Below are 26,998 nucleotides of genomic sequence, written 5' to 3'. Positions count from 1 at the left end.
CTAATGAAGTTTGACGGAGAAATCATGGAAATACTTGCTGCGTATGATCTGACGGGTTCGTTGCGCGCCGCCGCGGAACTCACCGGCTGCTCGCACCACACGGTCGCCCGGCACGTCGCTGCCCGGGACGCCGGTCAGCCGATCGCCGAGCCGGCCTACCGGGGCCGGGTCACTGATGCGTTCCTGCCCAAGATCGAGGAATGGATCGAGGCTTCCAAGGGCAAGATCCGAGCCGATAAAGCCCACGAGAAACTCCGTGCCCTCGGTTACGAGGGTTCGGAACGCTCGACCCGCCGGGCAGTCGCGCAGGTCCGCGCCGCCTGGCGGCTCGGCCACGTCCGGGTGCACCGCCCCTGGGTGACCGAACCTGGTCAGTGGATCCAGTACGATTTCGGCGACGGCCCAGTGATCGAGGGCAAGAAGACCGTGTTGTTCGTGGCATGGCTGGCGTGGTCCCGGTTCCGGGTCGTGATCGTCCTGCGGGACCGGACGGCGCCGAGTGTGTTCGCGGCGCTGGACCGCACGTTCCGTGTCGTGGGCGGCGCCCCAACCTACGTCCTCACCGACAACGAGAAAACGGTCACCGTTTCCCACGTCGCCGGGGTCCCTGTCCGTAACCAGCAGACGGTCGAGTTCGCCCGCCATTACGGCGTGACGGTCCTGACCTGCCAGCCGGCTGATCCCGCGTCCAAGGGCGGCGTGGAGTCCTCGGTGAAACTCGCCAAGGCCGACATCGTGCCCAAGGACACCAACCTGCGCCCCGAATACGCTTCCTTCGCCGAGATCGAGGCGGCGTGCCAGGGCTTCATGGATGAGGTCAACCACCGTGAGCACCGCGCTACCCGCCGAAAACCCGCCGCGATGCTGACCGAGGAAGCGCCACGGTTGCACCGCATCCCGGACACCGCGCACACGGTCGCGTTCGGCCTCTCCCGGTCCGTCCCGGAGAACACGCCGATGGTCACCTTCGAGAACGGTCAGTACTCCGTCCCGGCGTATCTGCTCGGCGCGGGGGTGTTCGTCCGATCCCACGGCGCCGGACCCGATGAACAGGTCATCGTCGTCCACCACGGCAGCCAGGGCCCGGTGGAAGTCGCCCGGCACCGGCGCGCCCGGCCCGGCAGCCCGGCGATCAACGACGCCCACTTCCCGGACCACCGGCCCAGGATCCCTGGCGACTACACAGCGAAGGCCCGGACGGCCGCGGAGGCGGAGTTCCTCGCGATCGGGGACGGCGCCCGGACCTGGCTGCTCGAGGCCGCAGCCGCCGGGACGGCACGGATGAACGTGAAGATGGCCGAAGCCGTCGCCCTGGCCAAGATCGCCGGGCAGTCCGAAGTCGATCACGCGTTGGGAACCGCGGCCATCCATGGCCGCTTCGCGAACAAGGACCTCACCTCGATCCTGAACGCAGCGGGTTCACGCACCACCACCCATGCCGCCAGGGAAACCCAGTCACTCACCCAAGGCACCGCAGGGTGGGCAGCCATCGGCCAGCCACCCGCAACCGCCGAGGCCGCCGCCGTTCTGGAGGAAAGCGCATGAGTCCGGTCCCGGTCACCGCACCGGCCTTGCCGGCGGAGCTGGAGGCGCTGATGCGGCAGCTGAAGATGCCCCACGCGCGGGCTTTGGCGCCGGAGCTGATCGCGACTGCCCGCGCCCAGCGCTGGGAACCGGCCGAGGTCGTCAAGGCCCTGTTCGTCGAGGAAGTCGCCGGTCGATCCCGCTCCATGCTTGCCGCCAGGCGCAAGGCCGCGGGCTTCCCGACCGGGAAAACCTTCGACACCTGGGACCCCGCCGCATCCTCGATCCCCACGCCGACGCAGCAGGCGCTGCGGACGCTGGAATGGATCGGAAGGAAGGAGAACGTCGTGATCTGCGGCCCCTCCGGCACGGGCAAGACATTCTTCCTCGAAGCCCTCGGGCAGCAGGCCGTCGAAGCCGGACTGCGGGTCGCTTGGTTCCGCCTCGAGGACCTCGGCGCTCTCATGCGCGCCCACCGTTCCGATGACAGCGTCACCAAAGTCGTCGCCCGGATCCTGCGCGCAGATCTGGTGGTGGTCGATGACATAGGCCTCTTGCCGGTCGGCGTTGACGCGGCGGAGGGACTCTACCGTCTCGTCGACGCCGCTTATGAGAAACGGTCTATCGCGGTGTCCTCAAACTTGCATCCTGCCGGCTTTGACGAGCTCATGCCTAAAACCCTGGCAACGGCAACCGTGGACCGGCTGCTGCACCACGCCCACGTCTGCCAGACATCAGGAGATTCAATCCGACTCAGCCAGGCCTTGGCCGGAAAAGGAGTCACGCCAATGAACTAAACCCCGACCCCAACATGGCCAACGCCACCGAACATCAGGTGGGCAGATCTGGTGGCCATGAGTGGGCAGTTTTCATGGCCACCAGCGGGCATTTCTGCTGGCCGCCCATGGGCACAAACTATTGGCCATTGACAAGAGATCGCTGGAGCACGGTTGCAGAAGACAACGGAAACTGAGGATTTGATTTCTCGACTCATCGGAAGGGAGCTAGACGCATGACTACGCAAAGGCACGCTGAGGTCGCCCAAGGGTTGCCAATCCAGGGGCACACGAAAGTCCATCCGGAGCTGTCAGACTCGGTCTTTAGCGACGGCGTGTGGACGCTTGATGTCAGCCGGCAGAAGTCAACGGCCCCATTGATCAACTTTCATTTTGCGAACGTGCCATCTAGGGCGAGGGACTTTTGTAAGCATTTCCTCTGGTTGCTTCTGAATGAGGAAACGCCAATTAACCAGATGAACCGCAAGCATTCGATTCGCAGCCGGTTATCGGTGCAGAGCGTGCGGACAACCTACCACGACATACTCCCGTTCCTGAGATGGTTTGAGTTTAGTAAAGTGGCACCTAGCGCTTGGTGGTAGCGGTAGTCCGTCGAGTTGGTAGCACGTTTCCGGGTACACGGTAGCGCTGGCGGTTGATGTACTGCTCTGCTGTGAAGGGACAACGCATTCGGCGTTGTCGTTTCATTGTTAAGGGCGGGTTCATGGTGGACTATCGGAAAATATTGGGGCTGTTGCTGGAGGGGCGGAGTTACCGCGAAGTCGTCGAGATCGCGGGGTGCTCGCATCGCGACGTGGCCCGGGTTCGGCAGGAGATCCAGGGCCGGGGTGTCACTTCGGTGGGTGCGATCACCGACACTGAGCTCGCGAAGTGGTTCCCCGACGGGCGCCGGAAGGTATCAGAGGAGTACGTCCAGCCCGACCTGTCGCAGGTGCTGGCGTCGATGAAACAGAACCGGCACTTCACTCTGCTGTTGGCTTGGCGCCGTTACGTCGATACCAAGGACGCGGGCAAGAAGTACGGGTATTCGCAGTTCTGCGCCCTGTTCACCGATTATCTCCGCACCCACGATTTGGTGGCGGTGCTCCGGCACGAGCCGGGCCGGGCGATGCTGGTGGACTGGGCCGGCGACACGATGGACGTCGTTGACACGATCACCGGCGAGGTGGTCAGGGCGGTGTTGTTCGTTGCTGTGCTGCCTTTCTCGGGCGTGATCTTCTGCCGCGCCTACGCGGATATGAAGTCCCCGGCCTGGCTCGACGCTCACGTTCAGGCGTTCACGTTCTTCGGCGGCGTTCCGCAGATCGTCGTTCCGGACAACCCGACGACCTCGACCCACCAAGTCCACAAGGGTGACGCGGAGCGGGTTGTGAATACTCGGTATCAGCAGCTCGCCGACCATTACCAGTGCGCGATCGTTCCGGCACGCGTTAAGCGCCCGCGTGACAAGGCCGCAGCCGAGAACGCGGTGAACGTCGTGAACAAGCGCGTCATCGGTTACCTCGACGACGATGTCTTCACGACCGTGGCCGAGTTGAATGCTGCGATCGAGGAGCGGGTGCGGGAGATCAACCACGACATCCGCCGCGCTGACGATACGACCAGGTGGGAGAGGTTCGACACCGAGGAACGGGAGTTCCTCGAGCCGTTGCCGGACGCTGCGTTCGAAGACGTCTCCTGGAAGGAACTGAAGGCCGGCCGTAATTACCACGTCACCGCCGAAACGCAGCGGTATTCGGTGCCGTTCGCTTTGGCGGGGAAGCTGTTGCGGGTGAGGCTGACCTCGTCCCGGGTGACGGTCTTCGATGGGCACGAGATGCTCTGCGAACACCCGCGGTTGACCGGCCGAAAGGGCCAGTACTCGACCCTGCCCGGCCATGTCCCGCCGCAGCACCGCAATATCGATGGGCTGTGGTCCAGGCGGTGGTTCACCGATCGGGCGCGCAGCGTCGGGCCGGCAACCGTCACGGTGATCGAGCAGATTCTCGACGGCCAGGTGATTGAGGCGCAGGGCTACCTGTCCTGCCAGAACGTCCTGGACGGGCTCGGCAAAAACAACCGGGAACGGCTGGAGGCGGCCTGCCAGGAACTCGTGAACCGCAGCGCCCATCCGACCTACTCGACACTGAAACGTCTGATGGCGGCGATCGACAGCGACGCGAAGAAGCCTCGGCCGCAGGTCCCGGCGGCCTCGACACGCAAACGCGTCAGCACCGTCGTTTTCCGCGACACCATGCCAGACGTCTATGTTCGCGATGCCTCCCACTATGCACGCGACGAGGAGGGGAAGTGATGTTCACCAGCATCGATTATGACAAGTTCCGGGCCCTGCGCGTGACCCACGTCGCGACCCGGCTGGAAGAGCTCATCCAAGACGAAGGCAACGACACCCTCACCCCCGAGCAGCTGTTCCTAACCGCCGTCGACGACGCCCTTGAGTCCCGGCGCATCAACAAGGTCGACAAACTCATCCGCCAGGCCGCCTTCCCGATCCCGGGCGCGACCGTCGCCGAGGTCGACTACCGCGACGGGCGCGGCATCACCCCCATTCGGATGCGACGCTATGCCGCCCACGACTGGCGCTCCGACGCGACGAACCTGCTCATCATCTCGCCCACCGGCGGCGGGAAAACCTACCTCGCCTGCGCGCTGGCCATCGGCGCCTGCCAGAGCGAACACTCGGTTCTCTACTTCCGGATGGACGACCTCGCCCGTCGGCTCGTCATCGCACGCGGCGACGGCATCGCCCACCAGAAACTGCTGAACGAGCTCTCCAACATCGACCTGCTGATCATCGACGACTTCCTCACCGTCGGCATCGACAGCGACGCCGCCAGCGACCTGTTCGCGATCCTCGCGAACCGCGAACACCGGCTGCCGACGATGATCGCCTCGCAGACCGGGCCGGCGCATTGGATCGCCGAACTGCCCGATCGGGTCGCGGCGGACTCGATCGTGAACCGCCTCGCCAACAACGCCCGGATCATCAACCTCGGCCAGATCGATATGCGAAGGCACCAAAACGACCAGGCCCGCGCCCACCAGGACTACTGGGAATAACACCGGAGCGGCCCGGGTACACAGCGCCCGGGCCGCTACCACCTCGCCAGAACCGCGCTACCGACTAAATGGACTACCGCTACCAGCAAGCGCTACTCGCCAGTAAAGAACGGAACCTGTCGGATCTGACCCCGGAAGCGCTGGACCAGTACGCGGATCTCATTGCTGACAGCAAGGTCTCCTACAACCCCAAGCGGCGGCAGTTACTGGCGGTGAGCCGAGTCTGGTTGCTTAGTCCATTTCTGCCTGCCCACTATCGGATTGTGTCCCCGCCCTGGGAGCGGTTGGGGAACCTCGAAGACATCGTGGGGGCCTCTGACTGGACTGCGGAAAACAAGACTGAGCCAATTCATCCAGCCACCATGTCGCCACTGTTGATCTGGTGCCAACGACTGGTCAACGATCTGTCCAGCGATGTCATCGAAGCCTCCTCGGTGCGAGAAAAGATGAAGGCATCAATCCCCAAGGGGCAGCCATCGAACGGTTTGGAAATCATCAATTCATATATCCGCGAACTCCAGCAAACTGGGCAAAAGCTACCGGCAACGATCGTAAGGAATCGACGGCAAGGGCGAAGCACAGCTCTAGCAGCTGAGTACCTCTCCGCGACATTAGGCGTGCCCCAGTTCGCCCTGAAGGGGATTCACCACAAATACGAGGTATCCAACGAAGCCTCGGCTCCACTGCCCTGCAAGCCGATGGGAACTATCGACGGCAAACCATGGACTGATTCAGTCGACTACTACGAAGTTACCCGTCTGAAGCGGCTGGTGCTTACTGCCTGCCTAGTGATCGTTTGCTATCTCAGCGGGATGAGAGGTGAAGAAGTCAGAGCGCTCAACCGAGGATGCTGCACGGAAATCACTGGCGACGACGGATCGACGAGTTTCCGTATCGAGGGTCAGACTTTCAAATCCGCCACTGACGAGCATGGGAATCTCATTCCTGGAGGCAAGACCCGAGAGGTTCCGTGGACTGTGATCGGACCTGTTGCGGATGCTATTCGTGTTGCTGAAGGCCTTCATGATCACGAGCTACTCTTCCCGCAGAACGAGTTCCGTGTCATCTCCAGACGGTCTGCGTCGACAGTCACCAGTGTAAGCAATCAAAGTGCCAAATGGTCTATTCAGTGGCTCATCGACTGGTGCAACGAGCAAGCCGAACGGCTGGAACGGGAACACGAAATCATCCCAGAAGACCCGGCTGGCCTGGTTGTCCTCCGCCGGTTCCGGCGAACCCTGGCCTGGTTCATCTATCGACTGCCAGGTGGCCGGGTTGCGTTGGGTATCCAGTACGGGCATCTGCACAGCTACACCACTGATGGCTACGGTTCCAGGGTATCGGCAGGGCTGCGCGATCTGTTTCCCATGGAGGAAGCCCTGAGCGTGTCAGATGGGCTGGCCCGTGCGGTGGATGCTGCTGACAACGGGAGCCATGTCAGCGGACCGGCTGCCGAACGGTACAAGCGCGCGGTGGAAGAGTACCGGGATGTGTACGCTGGCAAGGTCATGAACGCCAAACAATCCGCATCCTTGATGCGGAATCCGGCATTGCGCATCTACGACAACGGGCCGCAGATTCTCGCCTGCTGCTACGACCCAGCCAAGGCCCTGTGCCACCCAGACCGGAAAGTGAACAAGTCTGTGGGACAGAGCCCGGACCCGACAGCCTGCGACGCGCGGTGTTCCAACATTGCGCGGACCGATGAACATATCGAACGCATCCAGCGGATGATTGACGAGTCCAAGCGGGAAGCAGAGTCCGAGGCGGTGCCACTGCCATTGCGTGAGCGTTCGAAGCAGCGCGTCAGCTTGCTGGAGGCACTGGTACAGGCCCACGATGAAACAGGGGTGGAGCTATGACTGACGAAACTCAGCGCCAAGCAATCCGTGATGCCATGACCAGGCTGGTCGAGGGGAAGCCACTGCGCTCAGACGGAAAGCTCACCATCAAGTCACTCGCGAACGAAGCCGGGGTCAAACGCTGGCTGCTGACCCACAAGTTCACCGACCTGCAAGACGAGTTCAAGGTCCGCGTGGAGGCCACAGGCGGCGAACCTGCCGTGGTGGTCAAGCTACGCGAACAGCTCAAAGAACGCGATGAGACGATCAAACGGCTCAGAGCAGAGATCCGCGAGCTGACCAACGACCGGCAGCAGCTGGAACGAGTCATCAACGTGCTGTCACTGGAGCAACAGCACGGCAGAACGGACAAGTCCACGGTGGTCGGCATCCGGCGGCCGAAAGGTGGCAGCTGACGGCCTACTGGTCGTCGTCCGGCTGCAGCTCAGCAAGGGTGAGCTTCAAACCAAGCACCTCGGAAATCTTGCTCAGCGTATCCGTGCTGACATCTTCACTTGCTTCCAGACGGGCTACAGACGGGCGGGATACGCCAGCCTTTGCAGCAAGCATGCCCTGAGTCAGCCCGCGGCCCGTGCGAGCTGCACGGACCTGCTGGGCGATCTCAGACATGGCATTTGAATCAGTTTCAGCCATGATGACAGTGCTCAAACCATAGCTTTGACATTGGATTCGATGAAGTCGATTTCCGAAGCGCTGAGTCCGTACTTCTTGTACAGCTGCTCGTCAATCTCCGGCACTGACTTCGACCAGTCGAGGTCTGAGTCGTCAGTGAAGTCTTGAGCTGGGACATGCGTCCACACCCTGGCCAAATTGTCTTGAGTAACTTTCCGGATGCCAAGCATCGCCCGGCTGAATTTGGACTTGAGATATTTCAAGCAGGCTTGTGCTTCAGACTCCGTGTCGAAAGCACCCACCGTAATGAATGTACCGGTAACTGCGGTTTTAGGTGCCATGACTACTGGTGGGGCAAGGGCTTCGCCGAAGTGCCCTGAGCCATTCGCTTTTGGAAGCGCAACCTTATACTTATGAAGCGCTTTTGGCCCATCAATGAAGTCACTTCGAATCCAACGCAACAAGCGCTTCTTCTGTTCGTCAAGGCCTAGAACTTGAACGTACTTCGCGTCGTCATTCGGCTTCTGCTCAAAGAATACCGACGAAAGGCGGGAGAACGCTTTAGAGTCAAGCTTATATTGATTACCAGAGGACATGAGAGCTTGAAGTTCAGGATGCTCATCGTGCATTTCCTGCGAGTAGCGGTAGACACGGTCGTTAGTGATGCCGAGATCCGTCAGCGGCACCGGGTCGAAAGTAGCCACCTGATGAAGGATGTCGTTGAGCTCGGGATGCTTAGTGAAAGTGCCGATAGGCCCAGCGACACGCTCGGGATCACGATACGTTACGACAACACCACCCTTAATATCTGTTCCAGGGAAAAGCTTGTCACTGATTGGTGCATATATCGGAGCAGCTAGATGCTTGTCTTCGAGCATCTTCTTGTTCCATGCTTTTGGCGTGTACCCAGCATCGAATAAGAACCTGGCAGGAGTGATCAGGACAGCTTTATTGCCGACTTCGTATGCTGCCTCAATGAAGTGGTGATAGATCGGCATCTGGTTTGTCGCATCGCCCTTGGATTCTTCCTGATAGGGCGGATTTCCGATTACTACATCGAACTTCTTGTCCATGTTCACTTACCTTCCTGGAGCATGTCGTTGACAAGGGCCTTGCGCTCGTCTGAGGTCATTGTTGCTAGGTTGCCGACTTGGTAGTGTCCAGAATCTTCCATCCACTGTTTGCGCTCATTAAGTCCGCCAGAGACGGCCTCGATGGTTATGTCGTGGAGGATCTGGTTATGGCTCATCTCGAACAGTTGCTTGGTGAGGATGTGCTTGAGCCGCTGTTGCTGGTCGGGGATCTCGGCCTCCAGCCCAGTGTCGAGACGCCGTACCAGTTCCATCAGGAATAGCCCTGCCGTGGAGAAGAGATCAGCGAAGGTCTTTGCTGGATCCCCGAAGATTCCTGGGTTTTCCTTCTCTAGCAGGTCAATCATCTGGCCAACTACAGGCTGCGGGGTGAATACCAGCGAGGACTTTTGCCGTGGAATATAAGCAAAGATGTTCTCGGTCAGTGAGCCGTCAAAGTAGTCTGCGAGCTCCGCCTTCTTTGCGAGGAACTCCTGGATTGCCTGATCGAATACAGCTTCGTCGAAGAGCCCAGGGATCTGGACCGTCTGTCCATCTTCCTCGACTACTTCCTGGCCGTCGCGGAGGATGCGGAACTCTGCCTCGCTGATCCCAGTAATCTCCTTGAAGACATCATCTGGTGTGTGGTCGTCAAAGTTTGACAGGCGCATGTCCTCATTGCCGTATGCCATGAGGAACAACGGAATGGTTCGTGCGAACCCGCGAAGGTGGGATCGCGCGTCATCCATAGTCGTGTTGGCTCGCTTCTGGTCCTTCTTGGTTTCTTCACGGGTGACAGTTTCCTCTGCTACTGCCTTGGCTGAGTTCTTCAGAATGTCCATGATTTCTGCTTCAAAGACAGAATCACTTTCGGCTTTCTTATTCTCAACAGCAGCCACTTCGTCGTCAGTGGTGGCCTTCTCCAGCTCGTCTTCGAGGTGTTTCTCAGCAATGGTCTTGTCGGCGATGGCACGCTCAACAGCAGCCTCCACCTTGGATTCGGTTTGTTTGATGTCCCGGTTCACCTGGGCGGCAGTCAGGTCGTATTCGTCTTTGAGTTTTTCACGAGTGACTTTAGTCTTCTCAGTGACGAAGCTGGCAAGTTCCTTGGCCAACTTGGCCGGTGGCTTCGCTGGATTGATGGCAGGCACTTCTTCCTTGCTCCACACGGGAATGCCGAGCTCAGCAACCTTCGGATTGATGACCGTCTCAGTATCAATCAGAACATTGCCATCACGGTCAGTGATCGGAGCCGGATCCTCAAGAGAGATCGTTGTGCCGCTTTTGAGCTTGCCTTCCTTGGCTTCCGGGAGCTTCTCAAGAATCTTCTTGACGTGCTCCGAGTAGCGGAAGATACCAGCCACATTGTCGAACAACAGGTTTGAGAGGAATCCGCGGCGCACGACTTCCTTTGCCTTGAAGACCTGTGGAATGGTGAGCACCTGGGCGGCATCAAGCTCCACCATTCGGCCTTCTGAGTCCTCACCGATGACCGGGAAGAAGTTCAGCAGGCGACGAATGTTTTCCTGACGCGCCTCGGAGCTGCCCGATGGGTTCGGTCGCAGATTGTTGGCGAACTCGTCAAAGATGGTGAGGGTTCGCTCGGGTGCGAAGTCGAAGATGTAGGCGTTCTTCTTCTGCAGCACATGTTCGCCCCGCATGCACGTGTGGGGGTTCTGGGCGCGGAAGGCTGCCTGCATGTACAAGGCCGGTGAGGACAAATTCGACAGCATTAGCACCGCAGTCCATTCCGGCACGGTGACTCCCGTGGTCAGCTGACCGACCGACAGAGTGATGGTCTTGCCACCGTTCTTCTCAGCTTCGGCAATAGCCATTCGCACCCGGTCCAGCGACTTCTCGGAGGCAGCTGTGTCCAGGTTGTCGTGGCTCTTGCCATCACCCGCGGCGAGGATGATGGTGTAGTCCTTGAACACCTCATGCTGCTTCAACAGCTTTTCGAGTGCTTTGGCAGAAGCTACGCGGTCCAGCAGCCAGAATGAGTGCCGGATTTCTTCGCGCAGTTCTGGCGTGGAGAATGGGTACTTCTCATTATGGGTGAGGCAGTCTAGGAACTTTGCGATGTCGTCGCGGTGCTCGAAAACGCCATTTTCCTTGGCCATAAAGAACTCGTTGAGGTCGAAGGCATAGTCAATGTTCGCTTCGTCCTCAGAAAGCGCCACACCCTGCGCAAGGCGATCAGTGATCATGCGCGAAACCTGGTAGGTGAACATGTTCAGAGTAGGCAGCGATGAGTACGGGTTGTCCTGGGACTCATCGGACCACTCTTCGCGGGCAGTCTGCTCGTCCTCGTAGGTCCAGTTGTAGATCTGTTTCTGGTCGAACTTGCCCGAGGCCAGGGCCTTGAACGGTGTACCGGACAGGTGCAGCGTCTGGGTGCGGGTGACGTTGTCGAACGCGATGTCAGTCTTCGTGGTGTCGATGCCCTCGTGGGCTTCGTCGATGACCAGCAGGTCCCACTCGAAGTCGGCAATGTGCTTCAGCTTCTTGTGGTGGCCGCCGAAGTACTGGGAACCCTTGAGATCCTGCAGCGACAAGAACTCAACTATGCGTGGGTCCTCATCCTGGCGCTGGTCAGAGTACTTGCGCCATTCCTCACGGGTCATCTTTTCACGGCCAGCCAGCGATGCTGACTCTGAGACGAAAACATACGAGGTCTGGTGCCCGATGAAGCGGGTGAAATCGTCGAACCACGAGTTGGCGATAGCGGGCCTGTTGGTCACGATCAGGACCTTGCGGGCCTCAAGCTTCCGCACCAGATCATAGGTCGTCAAGGTCTTGCCGAAACGTGGCTTGGCATTCCATAGCACTTCGTCATGTCCAGCAGCGAACGCTTCCAGCGCCTGTTTGACCGCAGCGTCCTGTTCGGGGCGCAGAGCGTAGTCGTCAGTACCAACGCGCTGCAGATCGACTTCATCTTGGCTGGCGAACTGAAGGAAGTATTCCTTAGAGGTGCGCGGAGCGTCAGCAAAGTGATGCCACTCAGTGCGCTTTGGAGTGGCATCAGGATTGTATTCTCGCAGAATCTTCTGCTGCTTCAGATAGACGTGGAAGTCCTTGTCGGTGAATCGTCCACCGCGTTCAGATTGGAAAAACGCACGCAGAGCCCACAACTTTTCCTTGCGCACGGACAGTTGGGATGCCTGCTGCGCGATGCGTACATCTGGGCCGCCAGCCTGCTCGGTGTAGCCAATTTTCTCCCAGCCTGCATACTTGGGAATGTCGGGGGTAGTCCACGAGTAGACGTACGGAGTGACTTCGTGGAAAGTGCTGATCTTCGGGTTAGACATTAGCCTTCACTTCTTTGTAGACGTGCTCGACGCGGCAGACCTCGTAGGAGTCGTAGATCGCAAAATCGAACATCCCTATGCCAGTAGATGAGTTTCGCAATGATGAAAGAGAGAATGGTTCTCGCTGGACCATGCCTGGTTCGTTGAGCACGCGATGCCACCACGAGAATTGAATCTCATCCCCAGCGGCATCAAGACCTGTAAGGGTGTTGCCCTGGAGAATGTTGCGCTCGATCAGCTTGGCTGCCGAACGGTAGAGGTTCGTGCGTGGTCCACAGGAGTTTCCGGCGCGTTGGTGGAACTCGACGAAAATTTCTAGAAGCGATTCTTGCGCTGCACGGTGATTGTCTTCGAGGAGCTCGATAGCGTAGATCGAAGCGAGGGCAAACAAGGATTCGGTCTGCCACACTGTCGGCTGGTAGCGCTTCTCGATGGCGTGCAGCTTCCGGCGAAGTATGGCGACCAGGAAGTTTCCGTCGCCGGCGGCAGGCTCGAAGAACGTCTTGTCTACGAAGTTAGGGCCGGTTTCCAACTCTGGCTTCACGAGGTCAAGCATCCGATTGACCATCGACCTTGGGGTGAATACCTCACCATGCGCTCTCACGCGATCACGCGACTTGATGAGCTGCTCATCTGGTGTCAGTGCTGTCATTGATCCTCGTGAATTAGGCGCAAGTTAAACTATTTCCAATGTATCAGAATGTTTACATGAGGGACGAAGATTGCCGACATCTTTGCGGGTCATTTGGCTGATGGCTTGAACACGGCGACTCCTCGCTGGAACCAATAGCGATCGCCAAACGGACAGGACGAGGGGGCGCGAAACGGGTCAATTTTCGGCCCGGCGCCCCGGGGTGGGTAGGGAGGGATAGTGGGGAATCTGAGTACTGAGAGAAGGATCGCTCACCGCTGCTGGTGGTTACGTGGTGAGGGAGGCGTGGGCTGTAGGAGAGTGCGATTGCAACACATACGAACCATGTAGGGAACCGCCCTTCGGCGTCGATTGGAAGAAGGCCCAGTCCGTCGTCGACAAGGAACACCGCGAACTCGGCTACGAGGGCCGTTTCGGCCCCGGCCTGCCCCGCGTCTCGGACGGTTCGCTGCTGTTCCTGCTGCACCTGATCAAGAAGATGCGCCCGGCGAAGGAGGGCGGCGGCCGCGCGGCGATTGTCTTCAATGGCTCGCCCCTATTCACAGGAGGCGCGGGTTCCGGCGAGTCGGAGATCCGCCGTTACGTCCTGGAGCACGATCTGTTGGAGGCCATCATCGCGCTGCCCACGGACATGTTCTACAACACCGGCATCTCCACCTACGTGTGGGTCCTCACCAACCGCAAGGCCGCCGAACGCAAGGGCACCGTCCAGCTCATCGACGGCACCGGCTTCTTCGAGAAAATGCGCAAGAGTCTCGGCTCCAAGCGCAAGCAGCTCGGTCAGGGCGATATCGACCGCATCGTGAAGCTATATGGAAATTACGACGACGACGGCAGCTACAGCAAGATCTTCCGGAACCAGGACTTCGGGTACAGGACCATCACAGTCGAGCGGCCCCTGCGTCTGAACTTCGCCGTCACCGAGGAACGGATCGGCGAAGCCCTCGCCGTGAAGGCAGTCGCCAAGTTAGGGGAGGGACAGGTCGCCGGGTTGCGGGAAGCCCTCGGCGCCATGGACCAGGACAGGGTCTGGATCAACCGTGAGGACTTCACTGCTGAGCTGCGGAAAGCCGTGCGCGACGCCGGACTGTCGCTCACTCCCACACAGTACAAGGCGCTGGCGATCGGCCTGTCCGCGCGCGACGACGCCGCCGACGTCTGCACTGACGCCAAGGGCCGGGTCGAAGCTGACTCGGACCTGCGCGACACCGAAAACGTGCCCCTCAACGAGGACATCCATGAGTACTTCGACCGCGAAGTGAAACCGTTCGCGCCCGACGCCTGGATCGACGAGCTCAAAACCAGGGTCGGCTACGAAATTCCCTTCACCCGGCATTTCTACAAGTATCAGGAGCCACGGTCCCTGGAGGAGATCGACGCCGATCTCGACGCCGTCCTCGGCCGCATCCGCGCCCGCCTCGAAAAGGTCCACGTATGACAGAGCTGAAGGTTTATACGGAGTATAAAGACAGCGGTATTGAGTGGCTGGGAGATATCCCAGCCGAGTGGAGGAGTGTCCCTCTCTGGAACCTGTTTCGCCGCAGCAAGATTTTAGGGTGCGGGACTGAGGAACTGCTGTCCGTATATCGAGATTTCGGAGTTATACCGAAGTCCAGCCGTGACGATAATTTCAACCGGGCTTCGGACGACCTCGCGAAGTACCAACTCGTGGATCGCGGGGATCTGGTCGTAAACAAGATGAAAGCGTGGCAGGGTTCAGTCGCCGTATCTACCTATACGGGCATAGTTAGCCCGGCGTATTTCGTCTTCAAACCACAAACGAGTTTGAGTGCACGTTTCATGCACTACCTGATGCGGTCACCGGCCTATTTCCAGTTCTACGCGGCCATCTCGAAAGGCGTTCGGCCAAATCAGTGGGATCTGGACCCGGATCAGCACCGATTGCTACCTGTGTTGTTTCCACCGCTCGAAGAGCAGCGGGCGATTGCTTCCTTCCTCGACCACGAAACGGCCGAGATCGATGCGTTCATTGCGGATCAGCAGGAGCTCATCGGATTGTTGAATGAGCGACGCGCGGCCACCATCACCCAGGCCGTTACCAAGGGCCTCGACCCGAACGTCCCAATGAAGGACAGCGGCGTCGAATGGCTCGGCGAGGTCCCGGAAGGCTGGGACGTTAGGCCGTTGAAGGCCGCTGCGTCTCTACAGACCGGTGTCACGTTGGGAAAGACTTACGATGACTCGCTTGAGCTTCCCTACCTGCGCGTTGCAAACGTCCAGGTCGGATATGTAGACCTGACGGAACTGAAAACAATTCGAGTATCTGACGAAGTTGCCCGCGCCTCAACACTGCAACTTGGTGATGTACTCATGACAGAAGGCGGCGACCGAGACAAACTAGGTCGCGGTTGCATCTGGGATGCCCCCGTGAGCCCTTGTTTGCATCAGAACCACGTTTTCGCGGTTCGAGTGCATCAGAACCTGCTCAACCGCTTTCTTGTTTACGTCTTGGACGCCGTTCCAGCACGGACTTACTTCCACATGACCGGTAAGCAGACAACGAACCTCGCAGCAACCAATTCGACCCTGGTCAAGAACTTTCGCTTCGCGCTACCGTCCGTGCAGGAGCAGCAGGAAGGTGCTGACTACCTCGACCACGAGACAGCGCAGATTGACGCCGCGATTGCCGACGCCAAGGAAGCGATCGAACTCTCGAAGGAACGCCGCGCCGCCCTGATCTCGGCAGCGGTGACGGGGAAGATAGATGTCCGGGATCACCCGGCTGCGAAGGGGGCCGCATAGCTATGGCCATCTACAACGAAAAAGAGTTCGAGCGCGAGCTTTGCGAATACCTCGCCGCTCACGGTTGGCTCTACACCACAGGCGAGAAGGGCTACGACAAGACCCTCGCCCTCTACCCGGATGACGTTCGGGCGTGGTTGGAGGAGACCCAGCCGGAGCAATTTCGGAAGATCATCAATGCCACTGACTCTTCGGAGGTCCAGGCGAAGTCCTTCAAACGCATCCTTGACCGTCTCACCAAAGTCCTTGACGCGCCGCTGGAGAACGGGGGCGGCACCCTGGCCGTGTTGCGCAATGGATTTAAGGTGACGCCGTCGTCGTTTTCCATGTGCCAGTTCAAGCCGGCCGACAATCTGAACCCCAAGACCGTGGCTGACTACTCGGCTGTCCGGCTCCGCGTGGTGCGGCAGGTGTTTTACTCGGGCGATAACAAAAACAGCCTGGATCTGGTGTTCTTCATCAACGGGCTGCCGGTGGCCACCATGGAGCTGAAGACGGACTTCACCCAGACGGTCCAGGACGCCATCGACCAGTACAAGACCGCCCGCCACCCCGTGGACCCGGTCTCCCGCCGCGCCGAGCCGCTGCTCTCCTTCGGGCACCGCGCTTTGGTGCACTTCGCCGTCTCCAACAGCGAGGCGTTCATGACCACCCACCTGCAGGGCGCCGCCACCCGCTTCCTGCCGTTCAACATGGGCAACGACGGGCACAAAGGCAACCCGGTCAACCCGCACGGTTCGGCCACCAGCTACCTATGGGAGCGGGTGCTCCAGCGCGATTCCTGGCTGACCATCCTGGGCAAGTTCATGCACCTGCACGTGGAGAAGAAGGCCGACCCGATCACGGGCAAGAAAACCGTCGACAAGTCCCTGCTCTTCCCGCGCTTCCAGCAGTGGGAAGTGGTCAACGCGCTCGCCGAGACCGCCGCCGTCGAGGGTCCGGGGCATCGGTACCTGATCCAGCACTCGGCCGGGTCCGGGAAGACCAACTCGATCGCCTGGACGGCGCACCGGCTCAACGCCCTGCACACGGAGGCGGGGGAGAAGGTCTTCGATACGGTGATCGTCATCAGCGACCGCAAGGTCCTGGACGGCCAGCTGCGCGCCGCGGTGCAACAGCTGGAGAAGACCCAGGGCGTGTTCGAGGCCATCACCTCCGGCGGCGGCTCCAAGTCCGCGGCCCTGTCCGAGGCGCTGCTTGCCGGTAAGCAGATCATCGGCGTCACGCTGCAGACCTTCCCGTTCGCGCTGAAGGAGATCGAGAAGAACGCCGGGCTCGCGGGGCGGAGCTACGCGATCATCGCGGACGAGGCCCACAGCTCACAGTCCGGCGACGCCGCTAAGACCCTCAAGAAAGCCCTCACGTCCACAGGCGAGGACAAGGCGGAAGCGGACGACGACGTCGTCGTCACCGCCGAGGACGTCCTCGCCACCGAGATGACCAACCGGGCCGAAAGCAAGAACATCTCCTTCTTCGCCTTCACGGCCACGCCCAAGGCGAAGACGCTGGAGCTCTTCGGGCGCCCGGGACCGGACGGGATCCCGCGGCCGTTCCACGTGTACTCCATGCAGCAGGCCATCGAGGAGGGGTTCATCCTCGACGTGCTGAAGAACTACACTCCGTACAAGCTCGCGTTCAAGCTGGCGCACAACGGGGTGGACTACGACCAGGACGGGGCCGTCGTCGAGAAGTCGAAGGCCGTCAAGGAGCTGATGCGGTGGGTGCGGCTGCACCCCTACAACATCACGCAGAAGGTCGCGATCGTCGTCGAGCACTTCCGCTCCAACGTCCGCCACCACCTAGCCGGAAGGGCGAAGGCCATGGTGGTCACGGGCTCGCGGAAGGAGGCCGTGCGGTACAAGCTCGCCATGGACAAGTACATCGCGGACAAGGGCTACCAGGGCCTCGCCGCGCTGGTCGCGTTCTCCGGGGAAGTAAGCGATCCGGAGTCCGGGCCGGGGCCGTTCACCGAGACCTCCCTGAACCCGGGTTTGAAGGGGCGCGAGTTGCCGCAGGCGTTCGCGACCGATGAATTCCAGGTCATGCTGGTGGCCAACAAGTTCCAGACCGGGTTCGATCAGCCGCTGCTCGTGGCCATGTATGTGGACAAGAGGCTCTCCGGGATCTCCGCCGTGCAGACGCTGTCCCGGCTGAACCGCGTGACCGAGGGCAAGGACCAGACGTACGTGCTGGACTTCGTCAACGACCCGGAGGAGATCCTGGCCGCGTTCCGGCAGTACCACACGGAGGCGGAGCTCTCCGGGGTCACAGATCCGGACATCGTGCACGACCTCCAGACCAAGCTCGACGGCGCGGGGATCTACGATTCCAGCGACGTCGAACGTGCGGTGAAGGTGTGGATGGGGTCGGCGAGCCATGGGGAACTCACCGCGTCGGTGGCGCCGGCGCGCTCGGTGTTCCGGACGCGCTACCGGCAGGCGGTGGATGCCGGTGACAAGGCGGCGCAGGATGGGCTGGACATGTTCCGGAAGGACCTGGGGAGCTTCATCCGCGCCTACGACTTCCTGTCACAGATCATCGACTATCAGGACACGGATCTGGAGAAGCGGTCTATCTTCTACAAGCTGCTGGCCCGGGTCATCGGTCCGGACGCCCAGGACCGGGAAGTCATCGACCTCTCCGACGTCGCGATGACCCACTACAAGCTGCAGAAGCAGCAGAAGGCCGAGTTGTCGCTGGGCGGGGGAGACCCCGAGCCGCTGGCTCCTCTGACCGAGGCCGGGACCGGGACGGCGCATGATCCCCAGAAGGCGCTGTGGGCGGAGATCATCGAGCAGGTCAACGGGTTCTTCGAGGGCTCCGGCTTGTCAGACGCGGACGGGGTTTCCGTCATGGAAACCGTGCTGAATAAGGCGCTGGAGAACCCGACGTTGCGCGGTCAGGCACAGGTCAACGGCAAGGTGGACTTCTACTCCTCGCCGCGGATCCTCAGCACGGTGGAGGACACCATCATCGAGGCCGGTGAGCAGCATTCCAAGGGGATCGAGTGGGTGCTGACCTCGGAGAAGGTCGCGGATCTCATCGAGGTGCTGCGGACGATGGGGCTGTACGAGAAGTTTCGTGGGGAGGACGTGGCCTGACCGGTGGTCGCACTAATTCTGTTGCCCCACGGCGGTCAGCCACGACCGAATGGAAGTTTCCATGGATCTTAGAGTCCCAACCGCTGACAGGAGTGCCTTGGAAGTCGGCGCAAGCTTGCTGGACATCTTAGGCATTTGCTGCGCGATGCCTTCAAGTTCTGCGGAGTCAAGGGACTCGAGCTGGTCGGACAGAGACTGAAGCGTTTCGACGAAGTCCTGAGGCATTTCATTTGCGTCCATCTCGGAGTAGAGACCAAAACCGCGATTCAGATTCGTCAACAGTTGATCCCATACACGTGTTGCCTCGTGAGCACTAGACGTCAATTTCTCATTGGGTCGTTCCAAGTCGCTGCCCACGCGAACCATCGAGGCCCTCAGTTGTGTGGGACTTTTGACTTGTAGGCCTTCAAATGACTCCTTAATCGCCTCGCCTAGAGTCGTGAAGTCATGAAGGAAGGTCTCCAGGGCTTCCTCAACTTGCGGTAACAGCGCTTCCGCGTCTGCCAAGTATTCATCGAACCCTGGTTCTGGGTCCCCACCTGACAGTTGGGTGCTGGCGGGAGCGGTTACGGAGCTGGCTAATGTTTCTCGGTCCGCGATGACCTGTTCGAGTCGGTCGGCTACCGTCTCCACTAGCTTCGCGTATTCCGCGGATCCACGGTCGGCACGCCGGGCTGCCGTCACGTCGAGGTGCAAAGTCGACTTCAACCTTTCGACCAGTGGATCCGTCGACGTTTCCGCGCGAAGTGCTGGCGGCGTGATCCAAATCAACGGCAACAGAAGTTGCTCCGAGCCGTTGCGTTGTGCCGCTTCTGAGAACGACGTGAACTCCCTCCTGCACCCTTCACTTTTGAGGTAACGCGGCGACAAGAAAGGCATCAAGAAGGTCGAGGCTTGTAGCTCGCGGTCGAGTCTTGACCAAAGGTTCTCGCCCCACCCGACGTCTTTGACATCGAGGAAAAGTTTAACGGTTCGACCGTGAAGACCATCGAGGGCGTCAACGACGTCGGTGGCGAACTGGCGGATGTCCCCGCCAGTGCTCGATTCCTGATCCTGGTGGCTGTAGCTGATAAATATCTGTGCTTCTTCGAGTGCCGGCAAGTCGTTTTCTTTCTGAAGCTCAATGGCTGATTTGGGGGCTTCTGTTGAGGTATGTTCCGGATCTTCAGGGGTGTTCCACAGATCGACATTGGACAGCGAGGTCAGGGGTAAGGCCCAGAGGTCCTTGTCGAAGGCAACGGCTTCCTCCCCCGAACCGATAACGAATCCTCGATGGAACCTCTCACCGTAGTAGTTCTTGAATGCACGGATACCCTTGAAGTGGCTTGAGGAAATCGCGCCGGAGGCCTTGATCTCAATAGCAACGAGACGTCCCTGATTGTCCTCAAGGACCAGGTCAACCTCATTTGTGCGGCCGTTCTTGCTTTCTCGCCAATGGGTAAGATTCGCATCGGTTTCGGACCAGCCGAGGTGAGCTTTGATTTGCTGCACAACGTGGGTTTCCATCATGCCGCCGCGCGTCGTTGCGTCAGTCATGGTCCGGCCAGTGCCTAGGAGCACTGAACCAGAAAGCGCGGAATCGGCCGGGTAACACTTGGCGGTGGTACGCGGGGACTTCTTGGAAGGGCGATGGAAGTTGGGGATTTCGTCGAGCAGAAATCGCCTTTCCAGAATGTCGATGTACCGATTGACCGTTCGGGTGTCGATTCCGATGGACTTCGAAATGGCTGTGGTATTCAACTCACCCCCCGGATGCATGAGGAGATGGGTTAGAACGTCGTGGGCGATGCGTGAATCGTTCCTCTCCCCGGGTAGCACATCCTCGGTGAGGACCGCGCGGATGTCTTGTTCTATCTGGCGATGCAGAGCGCGGAGTGGCCGGTGCGCATTCATGATTCGATAGCGAGGCAGTCCGCCGCGAACTACTTGCTCTTCCCAGTCGAGGGGCATGGGCACGGTTTGGCCGATGGTCGGGCTTCCGTCGAAGAGGAGGTCAATGACGGACCAAGGGCGCAGTCCCGTAGCCGCGAGTTCAGCTTCAGTCAGTGGTTCTAGGGTCAACCGTGCTGATCGACGGGCTAGCGGGTCTGTACCACCGAGGCCTGTCCGACCGATGGCCGCCGAACCCGTCAAGACACATTGCACAGCTTCATCTGTCTCATCGAGAAGTGCTTTGAGCGCCAGGGGGAGTTCCGGCAACAATTGGGCCTCGTCGATGGCGAAGGGTTTGGGCAGGCTCCGAAGCCAAGCCAGCGGGTTGTCGGTGGCGGCGGCTAATTGAGTAGGCTCCGTGAGGGTGAAGCTGGCAGCGATATGATGCGCGTTTCGGAGTTCCCTGAGTAGCCATGTCTTACCGACGGCGCGCGCACCCTCGACTATGACCACGGGGGTAGTCGCCATGTATTCGACGAGGGTGGGCTGGATGAAGCGTTGGACCTGCATGATGTAGATTCTACATTGCACGGGTAAAAGATTCTACATAGCATGATGAAAGGCATCGTCCACTATGACCGTTGCGTGCGGTTCACATGAGGAGTGCCCATGCCGCTTTGCCGGGCCGGTTCTACGTGGTCAAGCCCGCCATGGCGGCTGCCCCGGCAGGGGGCAGCCGCCCTCGGTCAACCGACGATGAGGTTCAGGATGAACAGCAACGGGATCGAGCCGACCCACACCGCCGTCGTAATCCCGGACCACCCGCGCAGCGCGGCCGTTCCCTCCAGCCCGGTGAACCGGGTGACGACCCAGAAGTAGGAGTCGTTGAAGTAGCTCAGGACCATGGAGCCGGCGGTGCAGGCCAGGACGGCGACCAGCGGGGAGATCCCCAGTGCGGGCACCAGCGGGGCGGTCACGGAGGCGGCGGTGATCATGGCGACCGTACCGGAACCCTGGGCCAGGCGAACCAGGGTGGCGACCAGGAACGGCACCAGGAACGCGGGCAGCGCCGTCGCCGCGACGGCCTCGGCGAGCGCGTCGCCGACCCCCGAGGTGCGCAGCACCTGGCCGAGCGCGCCGCCGGCACCGGTGATGAGCAGGATCAGTCCCGCGGAGGACGCGGCGTCGGCGAACCAGTTCTGCACCTTGGTCCTCGGCGTCCAGCGCGGCAGGAGCACGTAGACGGCCAGCAGGACGCCGATGGTCAACGCCACCACCGGGTTGCCGACGAACGCGAACGGAACCACCCAGTCCGACGGCGTGTACTCGCCACCGATCACGCCCTGGGCGTTCTGGTCGATGGCGCCGGTGACGGTGTTGACCACGATCAGCAGCAGCGGCACGACGAGCGGCAGCGAGGCGAGGAACGCGCCCACGCGGTGCGGCTTGGCGCCGGCCGGCGGCGTGCCCAGGTCCAGCTCCGGGGCCTCGGGCAGGTTCGACTGGGCGGAGGAATCCCCGGGGACGGTCTCGCGGGCCTTGTCGACGCCGTCCGACTCGACGACGGAGGTGGCGGAGGCGCCGCGCGCGCCGTCGGCCGTGCCGACCAAGGCGGCTTCGCCGTAGACGGCCTCACGGACGGGGGCAGTCACGGAGGACTCGAGCTTGGGGCCCATCCACTTGGCGTACATGACGACGACGGGCAGGAGGACCACGGTGAAGGCGAGGCCCGTGAGGATGACCGCGCCGAGGTCGGCGCCGAGCAGGCCGGTCACGGCCAGCGGGCCGGGAGTCGGGGGCACGAGGTGGTGCGTCAGCGTCATGCCGGCGCCCAGGGCCAGGGCCAGGGTGACGTATCCGGCGCGCTTGACGCGGGCGATCGAGCGCGCCAGCGGGTTCATGATGACGTAGCCCGAATCGCAGAAGACGGGGATGGAGACCAGTGAGCCGACGCTGGCCATGGCCCAGGGCTCGCGTCCCTTGCCGAAGAGGCGGAGGAAGGCCATGGCCAGGGCGTTGGCCGCTCCGGAAACCTCCAGGATCTTGCCGATGGCCACGCCCAGGCCGATGACGATGCCGATGGAACCGAGGGTGTTGCCGAACCCGGTGGTGATGGCGCCGACGATGTCCAGCGCGGACTGGCCGGCGACGAGGCCGGTGACGAGCGAGGCGATGAGCAGGGCAACGAAGGCGTCGAGGCGCGTGCGCAGCACGAGCACGACGATGGTCGCGATGCCCAGGACCAGGGCCAGAAGTAATTGTAGATCCACGGTGATGTGCTCCTTGTGACGGACAGGTGCCGGGCGGACGAGCCCGGCGCTACTCGGCGTGGTCGGTGTCCGCCCATCCGAACCGGACGGAGTTGACATCACCAAGTGACGCCGGTCACACTACCAGAGATAAGACGTCTGACAAGAGACCGGCAGCCTGGAGGCAGGGATGAATCGAAAGACGCTCGCCGCCCGCGTGGTCGAGGACCTCCTCGAACGGGTGCTCGCCGGCGAGTTCGCCCCCGGCGACGCGCTTCCCGCCGAGGCGGAGCTGGCGCGGGAGGCCGACGTCAGCCGGCTGACGGTGCGGGAGGCGCTGAAGAGCCTGCAGGCGCAGAACATCGTCACCGTCCGCCGGGGCATGGGGACGTACGTGAACCCTCCGGAACGTTGGACGGGCATGGAAGCGGTCCTCCGTGCGGCGTCCCGGGGCGTCGGAATCCAACAGGTCGCGCTGAGGCTTCTGGACGTGCGCGGCATGGTGGAGACTGGCGCGGCCGAGTTCGCGGCCCGGAATGCCACGGACGCCGACCTCTCGGCCATGGACGAGGCCATCGTCGCCCTCGAGCGCGCGCACGCGGTGGGGGACCTGGACGCGGTGACGCTGGCTGACCTGGCCTTTCACGACGCCGTCTTCCGGGCGTCGGCGAACCCGTTTGTCCCCGCGCTTCTGGGACAGCTGGGGCAACTGCTCTACGCCACGCGCCGGGAGACCTCCGCCTTTCCCGAGGTGCAGCGACACGCGATCGAACACCACAAAAAGGTGCGGGACGCCATCGCCACCGGCGATCCCGGGACGGCCCGGCTGGCCATGGAGGCCCATATCCGGCAGACCTACGACGACTACGAGAGATTCATCGCCCCCGAGGCGTCGGCGCCCCCGCCGCGCCGCCCCGAACGCAACCCAACACCAGGAGAGAACTGACATGACGCAGCACGCACCGTTCCCGACCGAACGCACCGCCATTCTGACGGGAGCCGCCTCCCGCCGCGGCATTGGGCGGGCCACCGCCGAGCTGCTCGCCAGCCAGGGCTGGGCGGTGGCCATCCTCGATATCGACGGCGACGCCGCCGCCCAAGCGGCCGAGGAGATCGCCAAGGACCACGGCGTTCCGGCGCTCGGACTGAGCGTGGACGTCTCCGACGAGGACTCGGTGGACACCGCGGTCGGACGCGTCGAGGCGGAGCTGCCGCCCGTCGTCGCGCTCGCGAACATCGCCGGCATCAGCTCGCCCACCGAGTTCATGAGCGAGACCAAGGAGCGCTGGGAGCGTGTCTTCGCGATCAACATGACCGGCACCTTCCTCGTGACCCAGCGCGTGCTTGGCGGCATGATCGAGCGCCGCCTGGGACGCGTGGTCAGCATCTCCTCGATCTCGGCCCAGCGCGGAGGCGGTACCTACTCCAAGGTGGCCTACAGCGCCTCCAAGGCCGGAATCATCGGCTTCACCCGGGCGCTCGCCCGTGAGATGGGCGAGCACAACATCACCGTGAACTGCATTGCGCCGGGTCCGGTGGACACGGACATCATGGGCGGCACGCTCAGCGAGGAGCGGAAGCGGGAGATGTCCAAGGACATCCTCGTGGGACGGGTGGGCACCGTGCAGGAGATGGCGGCGCTGCTCGCGTTCCTTGTGGGCGAGGACGCGGGATTCATTACGGCGGCGACCTACGACATCAACGGCGGCCTGCAGATTTCCTAGGGGCGGCGCCGGCCGGCTGTCCGGCACGAGACGCCGTCGCACGCCGAGCCGCGTGGGTGCGGTGTCACCTGCGTTCGGCTCCAGGCATTCCATTGGACCCCTTGCCGCCGTAGGGTTCCCACATGACTGGCAAACTAACTCGTCCCCGCAGCGGCAAGATGATCGCTGGAGTCTGCGCGGCTCTGGCCGGTGGATTCGGCTTGCCCAAGTGGCTGGTGCGCATCGGCTTCGTCATCTTCGGGCTGGTGGGCGTGGGGGAACTGGTCTACATCGTCCTGTGGATCATCCTGCCCAGGGACGGATGACCGCCCCGGGCCTTGATGGGGTGGCCAATGACGGTGGTTTCCGCGATCAGCCGGGCGCGTCCAACGTGGTCCAGCCGCCCTTCCGGAATGCGGACGTGGCCGTGAGGAGCACGAGGAGCGTGACGATCACGGCGCCCAGCATGACCGAGGCCATGGAGAGGGCCGTGCCGCCCAGGACGCCGACCAGCGGGCTGATCACGCCCGCGACGCCGAACTGGAGCGCGCCGATGACGGCGGCGGCCGTTCCGGCCATGTGCCCGTAGTTGTTCAACGCCACCACGGACGCGTTGGCGGGAATCATGCCCTGCATCCCGAGCATCAGCCAGAGCCCGACCAGGAGCCCGAACAGGCCCCCGAAGCCCGTGGCGACCACCCCCACCAGCAACACGGCGAACAGGACTTGGGCGAGGACCGCCGCACGGAGGATGCGGGCGGGAGCCACGCGGCGCACCAGGGACGCGTTGACCTGGGCCGAGGCGACGATCGCCACCCCGTTCAGGGCGAACACCAGGGCGAATTGACCCTGGGTGAGACCGTACTCGTCCTGCAGCACGAACGGCGATCCCACCACGTAGCTCATGATCACGCCCATGCCGAGGCCGGGGATGACCGCCAGCGCCATGAACCGGCGATCCCGCAGCAGCTGCCAGTAGGCGCCCGCGACATGGCCGGGACGGCCGGGGCGGCGGCGCTGAGCGGTCAGCGTCTCCGGCATGAACCGCCAGACGACCACCAGGAGGGCGAAGCCGATCAGGGCCAGCGCCACGAAGACGGCGCGCCAGTGCCACAGCCCGGCGATGGCATGCCCCACGGTCGGGGCGAACAGCGGTGCGACGCCGACCACCAGCATCAACCGGGAGAGCAGGCGTGCGGCATCCGATCCCACGAAGCGGTCGCGGATCACCGCGATGGCGACGACGGCCGCGGCGGCGTTGAAGAACCCCTGCGCGAGGCGCAGGCCGATGAGCGTGGCGATATCGGGCGCCAGCGAACACAGCACGGACAGCACCACGTGCATGGTGATCCCGATGAGCAGGGGAAGACGGCGGCCGAACCGGTCGGAGAACGGGCCGATCACCAGCTGCCCCACACCACCGCCGATCAGGAGGGCCGAGAGCGTGAACTGGACCGCCGCCTGGCTGGCCCGCAGGTCGTCGGCGACCGCTGGCAGCGAGGGCAGGTACATGTCCGTGGTCACGGCCGGCAAGGCCGCCAGCGCTCCGAGCATGAGGATGTACTTGATGCCGGGAACATAGCGGGGGCGGGCGGACGAAGACGGGGCGTCGGTCACACCGGCAACCCTACCGAACGCCCAACCGGCGCCACGGTTTTCCTCGCGAGGGGTAGACAGGCTAGCGTGCACGAACCGGACAATCCGCAACGAAGGAGAGAACGATGAAGAAGATTCTGATGGTCGTTTCGGCGGCCGGATCCTTGACCATGAAAGACGGCAGCGAGCACCCCACCGGGGTCTGGGCGGAGGAATTGGTGGTGTCCCACCGGAAGCTCCGCGAGGCCGGACACGCGGTGGAGCTGGCATCCCCCGGCGGGAAGCGTCCCACCTTCGACGAAGTCAGCCTCAGCCCGGAGATGGCGGGAGGCCAGGACAAGGCGGATGAGTTCCGCGCCTACATCGACTCCATCGACGCGGAGCTTTCGGCGCCGATGGCGTTGAACGAGGCGGAGGCGGCCGAATACGACGCCGTCGTGCTCCCCGGCGGCCACGGCCCCATGGCGGACCTTTTCCAGGACGCCGACCTAGGCCGCATCCTGCGCGAGGTCGATACGGCGGGCCGGGTCATCGCACCGTTCTGCCACGGTCCCGCCGGGCTGCTCAGCGCCAGGGACCAGGACGGCCGGTTCGTTTTCGCCGGACGGCGCCTGACCGTCTTCACCAACGCGGAGGAACTCTCCGGTGGCACCGGCGAGAACACGCCGTGGTTCGTGGAGACCGTGCTGCGCGAGCAGGGCGCCCAGCTGGAGCTGGGCGGGGACTGGGCCTCGCACGTCGTGCGCGACGGCAACCTGATCTCGGGCCAGAACCCGCAGTCCAGCGGCGACGTCGCCGACGAGGTGCTCAAGGCACTCGCCGAGTAGGG

Annotated in this window: 20 protein-coding genes; 13 read left to right on the top strand and 7 right to left on the bottom strand. The window is 62.0% G+C overall.

Translation table 11 applies throughout. The features are described from left to right. The first annotated feature begins 3 nt into the window (after positions 1-3). From istA (AC0QSG_RS08980) to AC0QSG_RS08955, 6 genes are all read left to right on the top strand, one after another. Positions 4-1,545 carry an IS21 family transposase gene (istA, locus tag AC0QSG_RS08980; RefSeq protein ID WP_475375124.1) on the top strand — a complete coding sequence of 514 codons (1,542 nt, stop codon included), beginning with the start codon at positions 4-6 and terminating at the stop codon, positions 1,543-1,545. Then, positions 1,542-2,321, top strand: coding sequence for an IS21-like element helper ATPase IstB (gene istB, locus AC0QSG_RS08975; RefSeq protein ID WP_435728490.1), 780 nt, complete (start codon positions 1,542-1,544; stop codon positions 2,319-2,321). The genes istA (AC0QSG_RS08980) and istB overlap by 4 nt, the downstream gene beginning before the upstream one ends. Positions 2,322-3,024: 703 nt before the next feature. Next, complete coding sequence (istA, locus tag AC0QSG_RS08970) at positions 3,025-4,614, top strand: IS21 family transposase (protein ID WP_475375123.1); 1,590 nt, start codon at positions 3,025-3,027, stop codon at positions 4,612-4,614. Beyond that, positions 4,614-5,381 (top strand): ATP-binding protein, encoded by a 768-nt coding sequence (locus AC0QSG_RS08965; protein WP_475375122.1) that lies wholly within the window; start codon positions 4,614-4,616, stop codon positions 5,379-5,381. Before istA (AC0QSG_RS08970) ends, AC0QSG_RS08965 begins: the two co-directional genes overlap by 1 nt. A gap of 68 nt (positions 5,382-5,449) precedes the next feature. Then, positions 5,450-7,243, top strand: a complete 1,794-nt coding sequence (locus AC0QSG_RS08960) for a hypothetical protein (RefSeq protein ID WP_475375121.1) — start codon at positions 5,450-5,452, stop codon at positions 7,241-7,243. Then, positions 7,240-7,638 (top strand): hypothetical protein, encoded by a 399-nt coding sequence (locus tag AC0QSG_RS08955; protein ID WP_475375120.1) that lies wholly within the window; start codon positions 7,240-7,242, stop codon positions 7,636-7,638. The genes AC0QSG_RS08960 and AC0QSG_RS08955 overlap by 4 nt, the downstream gene beginning before the upstream one ends. A gap of 4 nt (positions 7,639-7,642) precedes the next feature. Here AC0QSG_RS08955 and AC0QSG_RS08950 read toward each other — a convergent pair whose 3' ends face one another. Genes AC0QSG_RS08950 through AC0QSG_RS08935 form a run of 4 tightly spaced genes read right to left on the bottom strand, consistent with a single transcriptional unit; the run spans position 7,643 to position 12,885 of the window. Then, a complete protein-coding gene (locus AC0QSG_RS08950; protein WP_475375119.1) occupies positions 7,643-7,891 on the bottom strand; it encodes a helix-turn-helix domain-containing protein in 249 nt (82 codons plus the stop codon). Continuing rightward, positions 7,888-8,928, bottom strand: coding sequence for an Eco57I restriction-modification methylase domain-containing protein (locus AC0QSG_RS08945; RefSeq protein WP_475375118.1), 1,041 nt, complete (start codon positions 8,926-8,928; stop codon positions 7,888-7,890). The genes AC0QSG_RS08950 and AC0QSG_RS08945 overlap by 4 nt, the downstream gene beginning before the upstream one ends. A gap of 2 nt (positions 8,929-8,930) precedes the next feature. Further along, positions 8,931-12,233, bottom strand: coding sequence for a DEAD/DEAH box helicase (locus AC0QSG_RS08940; protein ID WP_475375117.1), 3,303 nt, complete (start codon positions 12,231-12,233; stop codon positions 8,931-8,933). Then, a complete protein-coding gene (locus AC0QSG_RS08935) occupies positions 12,226-12,885 on the bottom strand; it encodes a DNA methyltransferase family protein (RefSeq protein ID WP_475375116.1) in 660 nt (219 codons plus the stop codon). The genes AC0QSG_RS08940 and AC0QSG_RS08935 overlap by 8 nt, the downstream gene beginning before the upstream one ends. A 274-nt stretch (positions 12,886-13,159) precedes the next feature. Between AC0QSG_RS08935 and AC0QSG_RS08930 the strand changes: the two genes are divergently transcribed. From AC0QSG_RS08930 to AC0QSG_RS08920, 3 genes are read left to right on the top strand one after another with little or no spacing between them, the layout of a single operon-like run. Continuing rightward, positions 13,160-14,323 carry an HsdM family class I SAM-dependent methyltransferase gene (locus AC0QSG_RS08930; RefSeq protein ID WP_475375115.1) on the top strand — a complete coding sequence of 388 codons (1,164 nt, stop codon included), beginning with the start codon at positions 13,160-13,162 and terminating at the stop codon, positions 14,321-14,323. Beyond that, positions 14,320-15,648, top strand: a complete 1,329-nt coding sequence (locus tag AC0QSG_RS08925; RefSeq protein ID WP_475375114.1) for a restriction endonuclease subunit S — start codon at positions 14,320-14,322, stop codon at positions 15,646-15,648. The genes AC0QSG_RS08930 and AC0QSG_RS08925 overlap by 4 nt, the downstream gene beginning before the upstream one ends. 2 nt (positions 15,649-15,650) lie before the next feature. Continuing rightward, a complete protein-coding gene (locus AC0QSG_RS08920) occupies positions 15,651-18,749 on the top strand; it encodes a type I restriction endonuclease subunit R (RefSeq protein ID WP_475375113.1) in 3,099 nt (1,032 codons plus the stop codon). A gap of 12 nt (positions 18,750-18,761) precedes the next feature. Here AC0QSG_RS08920 and AC0QSG_RS08915 read toward each other — a convergent pair whose 3' ends face one another. Beyond that, complete coding sequence (locus AC0QSG_RS08915; RefSeq protein ID WP_475375112.1) at positions 18,762-21,191, bottom strand: DUF4143 domain-containing protein; 2,430 nt, start codon at positions 21,189-21,191, stop codon at positions 18,762-18,764. A 176-nt stretch (positions 21,192-21,367) separates the two neighbouring features. Beyond that, entirely contained in the window at positions 21,368-22,891 is a 1,524-nt protein-coding gene (locus AC0QSG_RS08910; RefSeq protein ID WP_475375111.1) for a GntP family permease, read from the bottom strand. A gap of 169 nt (positions 22,892-23,060) precedes the next feature. Here AC0QSG_RS08910 and AC0QSG_RS08905 point away from each other — a divergent pair, with 169 nt between their 5' ends. The 3 genes from AC0QSG_RS08905 (at position 23,061) to AC0QSG_RS08895 (ending at position 24,899) form a co-directional block, all read left to right on the top strand. Next, positions 23,061-23,816 carry a FadR/GntR family transcriptional regulator gene (locus AC0QSG_RS08905; protein ID WP_475375110.1) on the top strand — a complete coding sequence of 252 codons (756 nt, stop codon included), beginning with the start codon at positions 23,061-23,063 and terminating at the stop codon, positions 23,814-23,816. A 1-nt stretch (position 23,817) separates the two neighbouring features. After that, positions 23,818-24,594 carry an SDR family NAD(P)-dependent oxidoreductase gene (locus AC0QSG_RS08900; protein ID WP_435727309.1) on the top strand — a complete coding sequence of 259 codons (777 nt, stop codon included), beginning with the start codon at positions 23,818-23,820 and terminating at the stop codon, positions 24,592-24,594. Positions 24,595-24,716: 122 nt separating this feature from the next. Beyond that, the gene (locus tag AC0QSG_RS08895) at positions 24,717-24,899 is read left to right on the top strand and encodes a PspC domain-containing protein (protein ID WP_475375109.1); all 183 of its coding nucleotides are present in this window, start codon (positions 24,717-24,719) and stop codon (positions 24,897-24,899) included. A 46-nt stretch (positions 24,900-24,945) separates the two neighbouring features. On the opposite strand, the gene AC0QSG_RS08890 is transcribed toward AC0QSG_RS08895, so the two are convergent. Then, entirely contained in the window at positions 24,946-26,190 is a 1,245-nt protein-coding gene (locus AC0QSG_RS08890; protein WP_475375108.1) for a multidrug effflux MFS transporter, read from the bottom strand. 104 nt (positions 26,191-26,294) lie between these two features. Here AC0QSG_RS08890 and AC0QSG_RS08885 point away from each other — a divergent pair, with 104 nt between their 5' ends. After that, the gene (locus AC0QSG_RS08885) at positions 26,295-26,996 is read left to right on the top strand and encodes a type 1 glutamine amidotransferase domain-containing protein (protein ID WP_475375107.1); all 702 of its coding nucleotides are present in this window, start codon (positions 26,295-26,297) and stop codon (positions 26,994-26,996) included. Positions 26,997-26,998: the final 2 nt, after the last annotated feature.

It is taken from the genome of Arthrobacter sp. LT660 (assembly GCF_056172845.1).
Note: the sequence above shows the minus strand (reverse complement) of the source record. Positions and strands in the feature narration are given on the sequence as shown.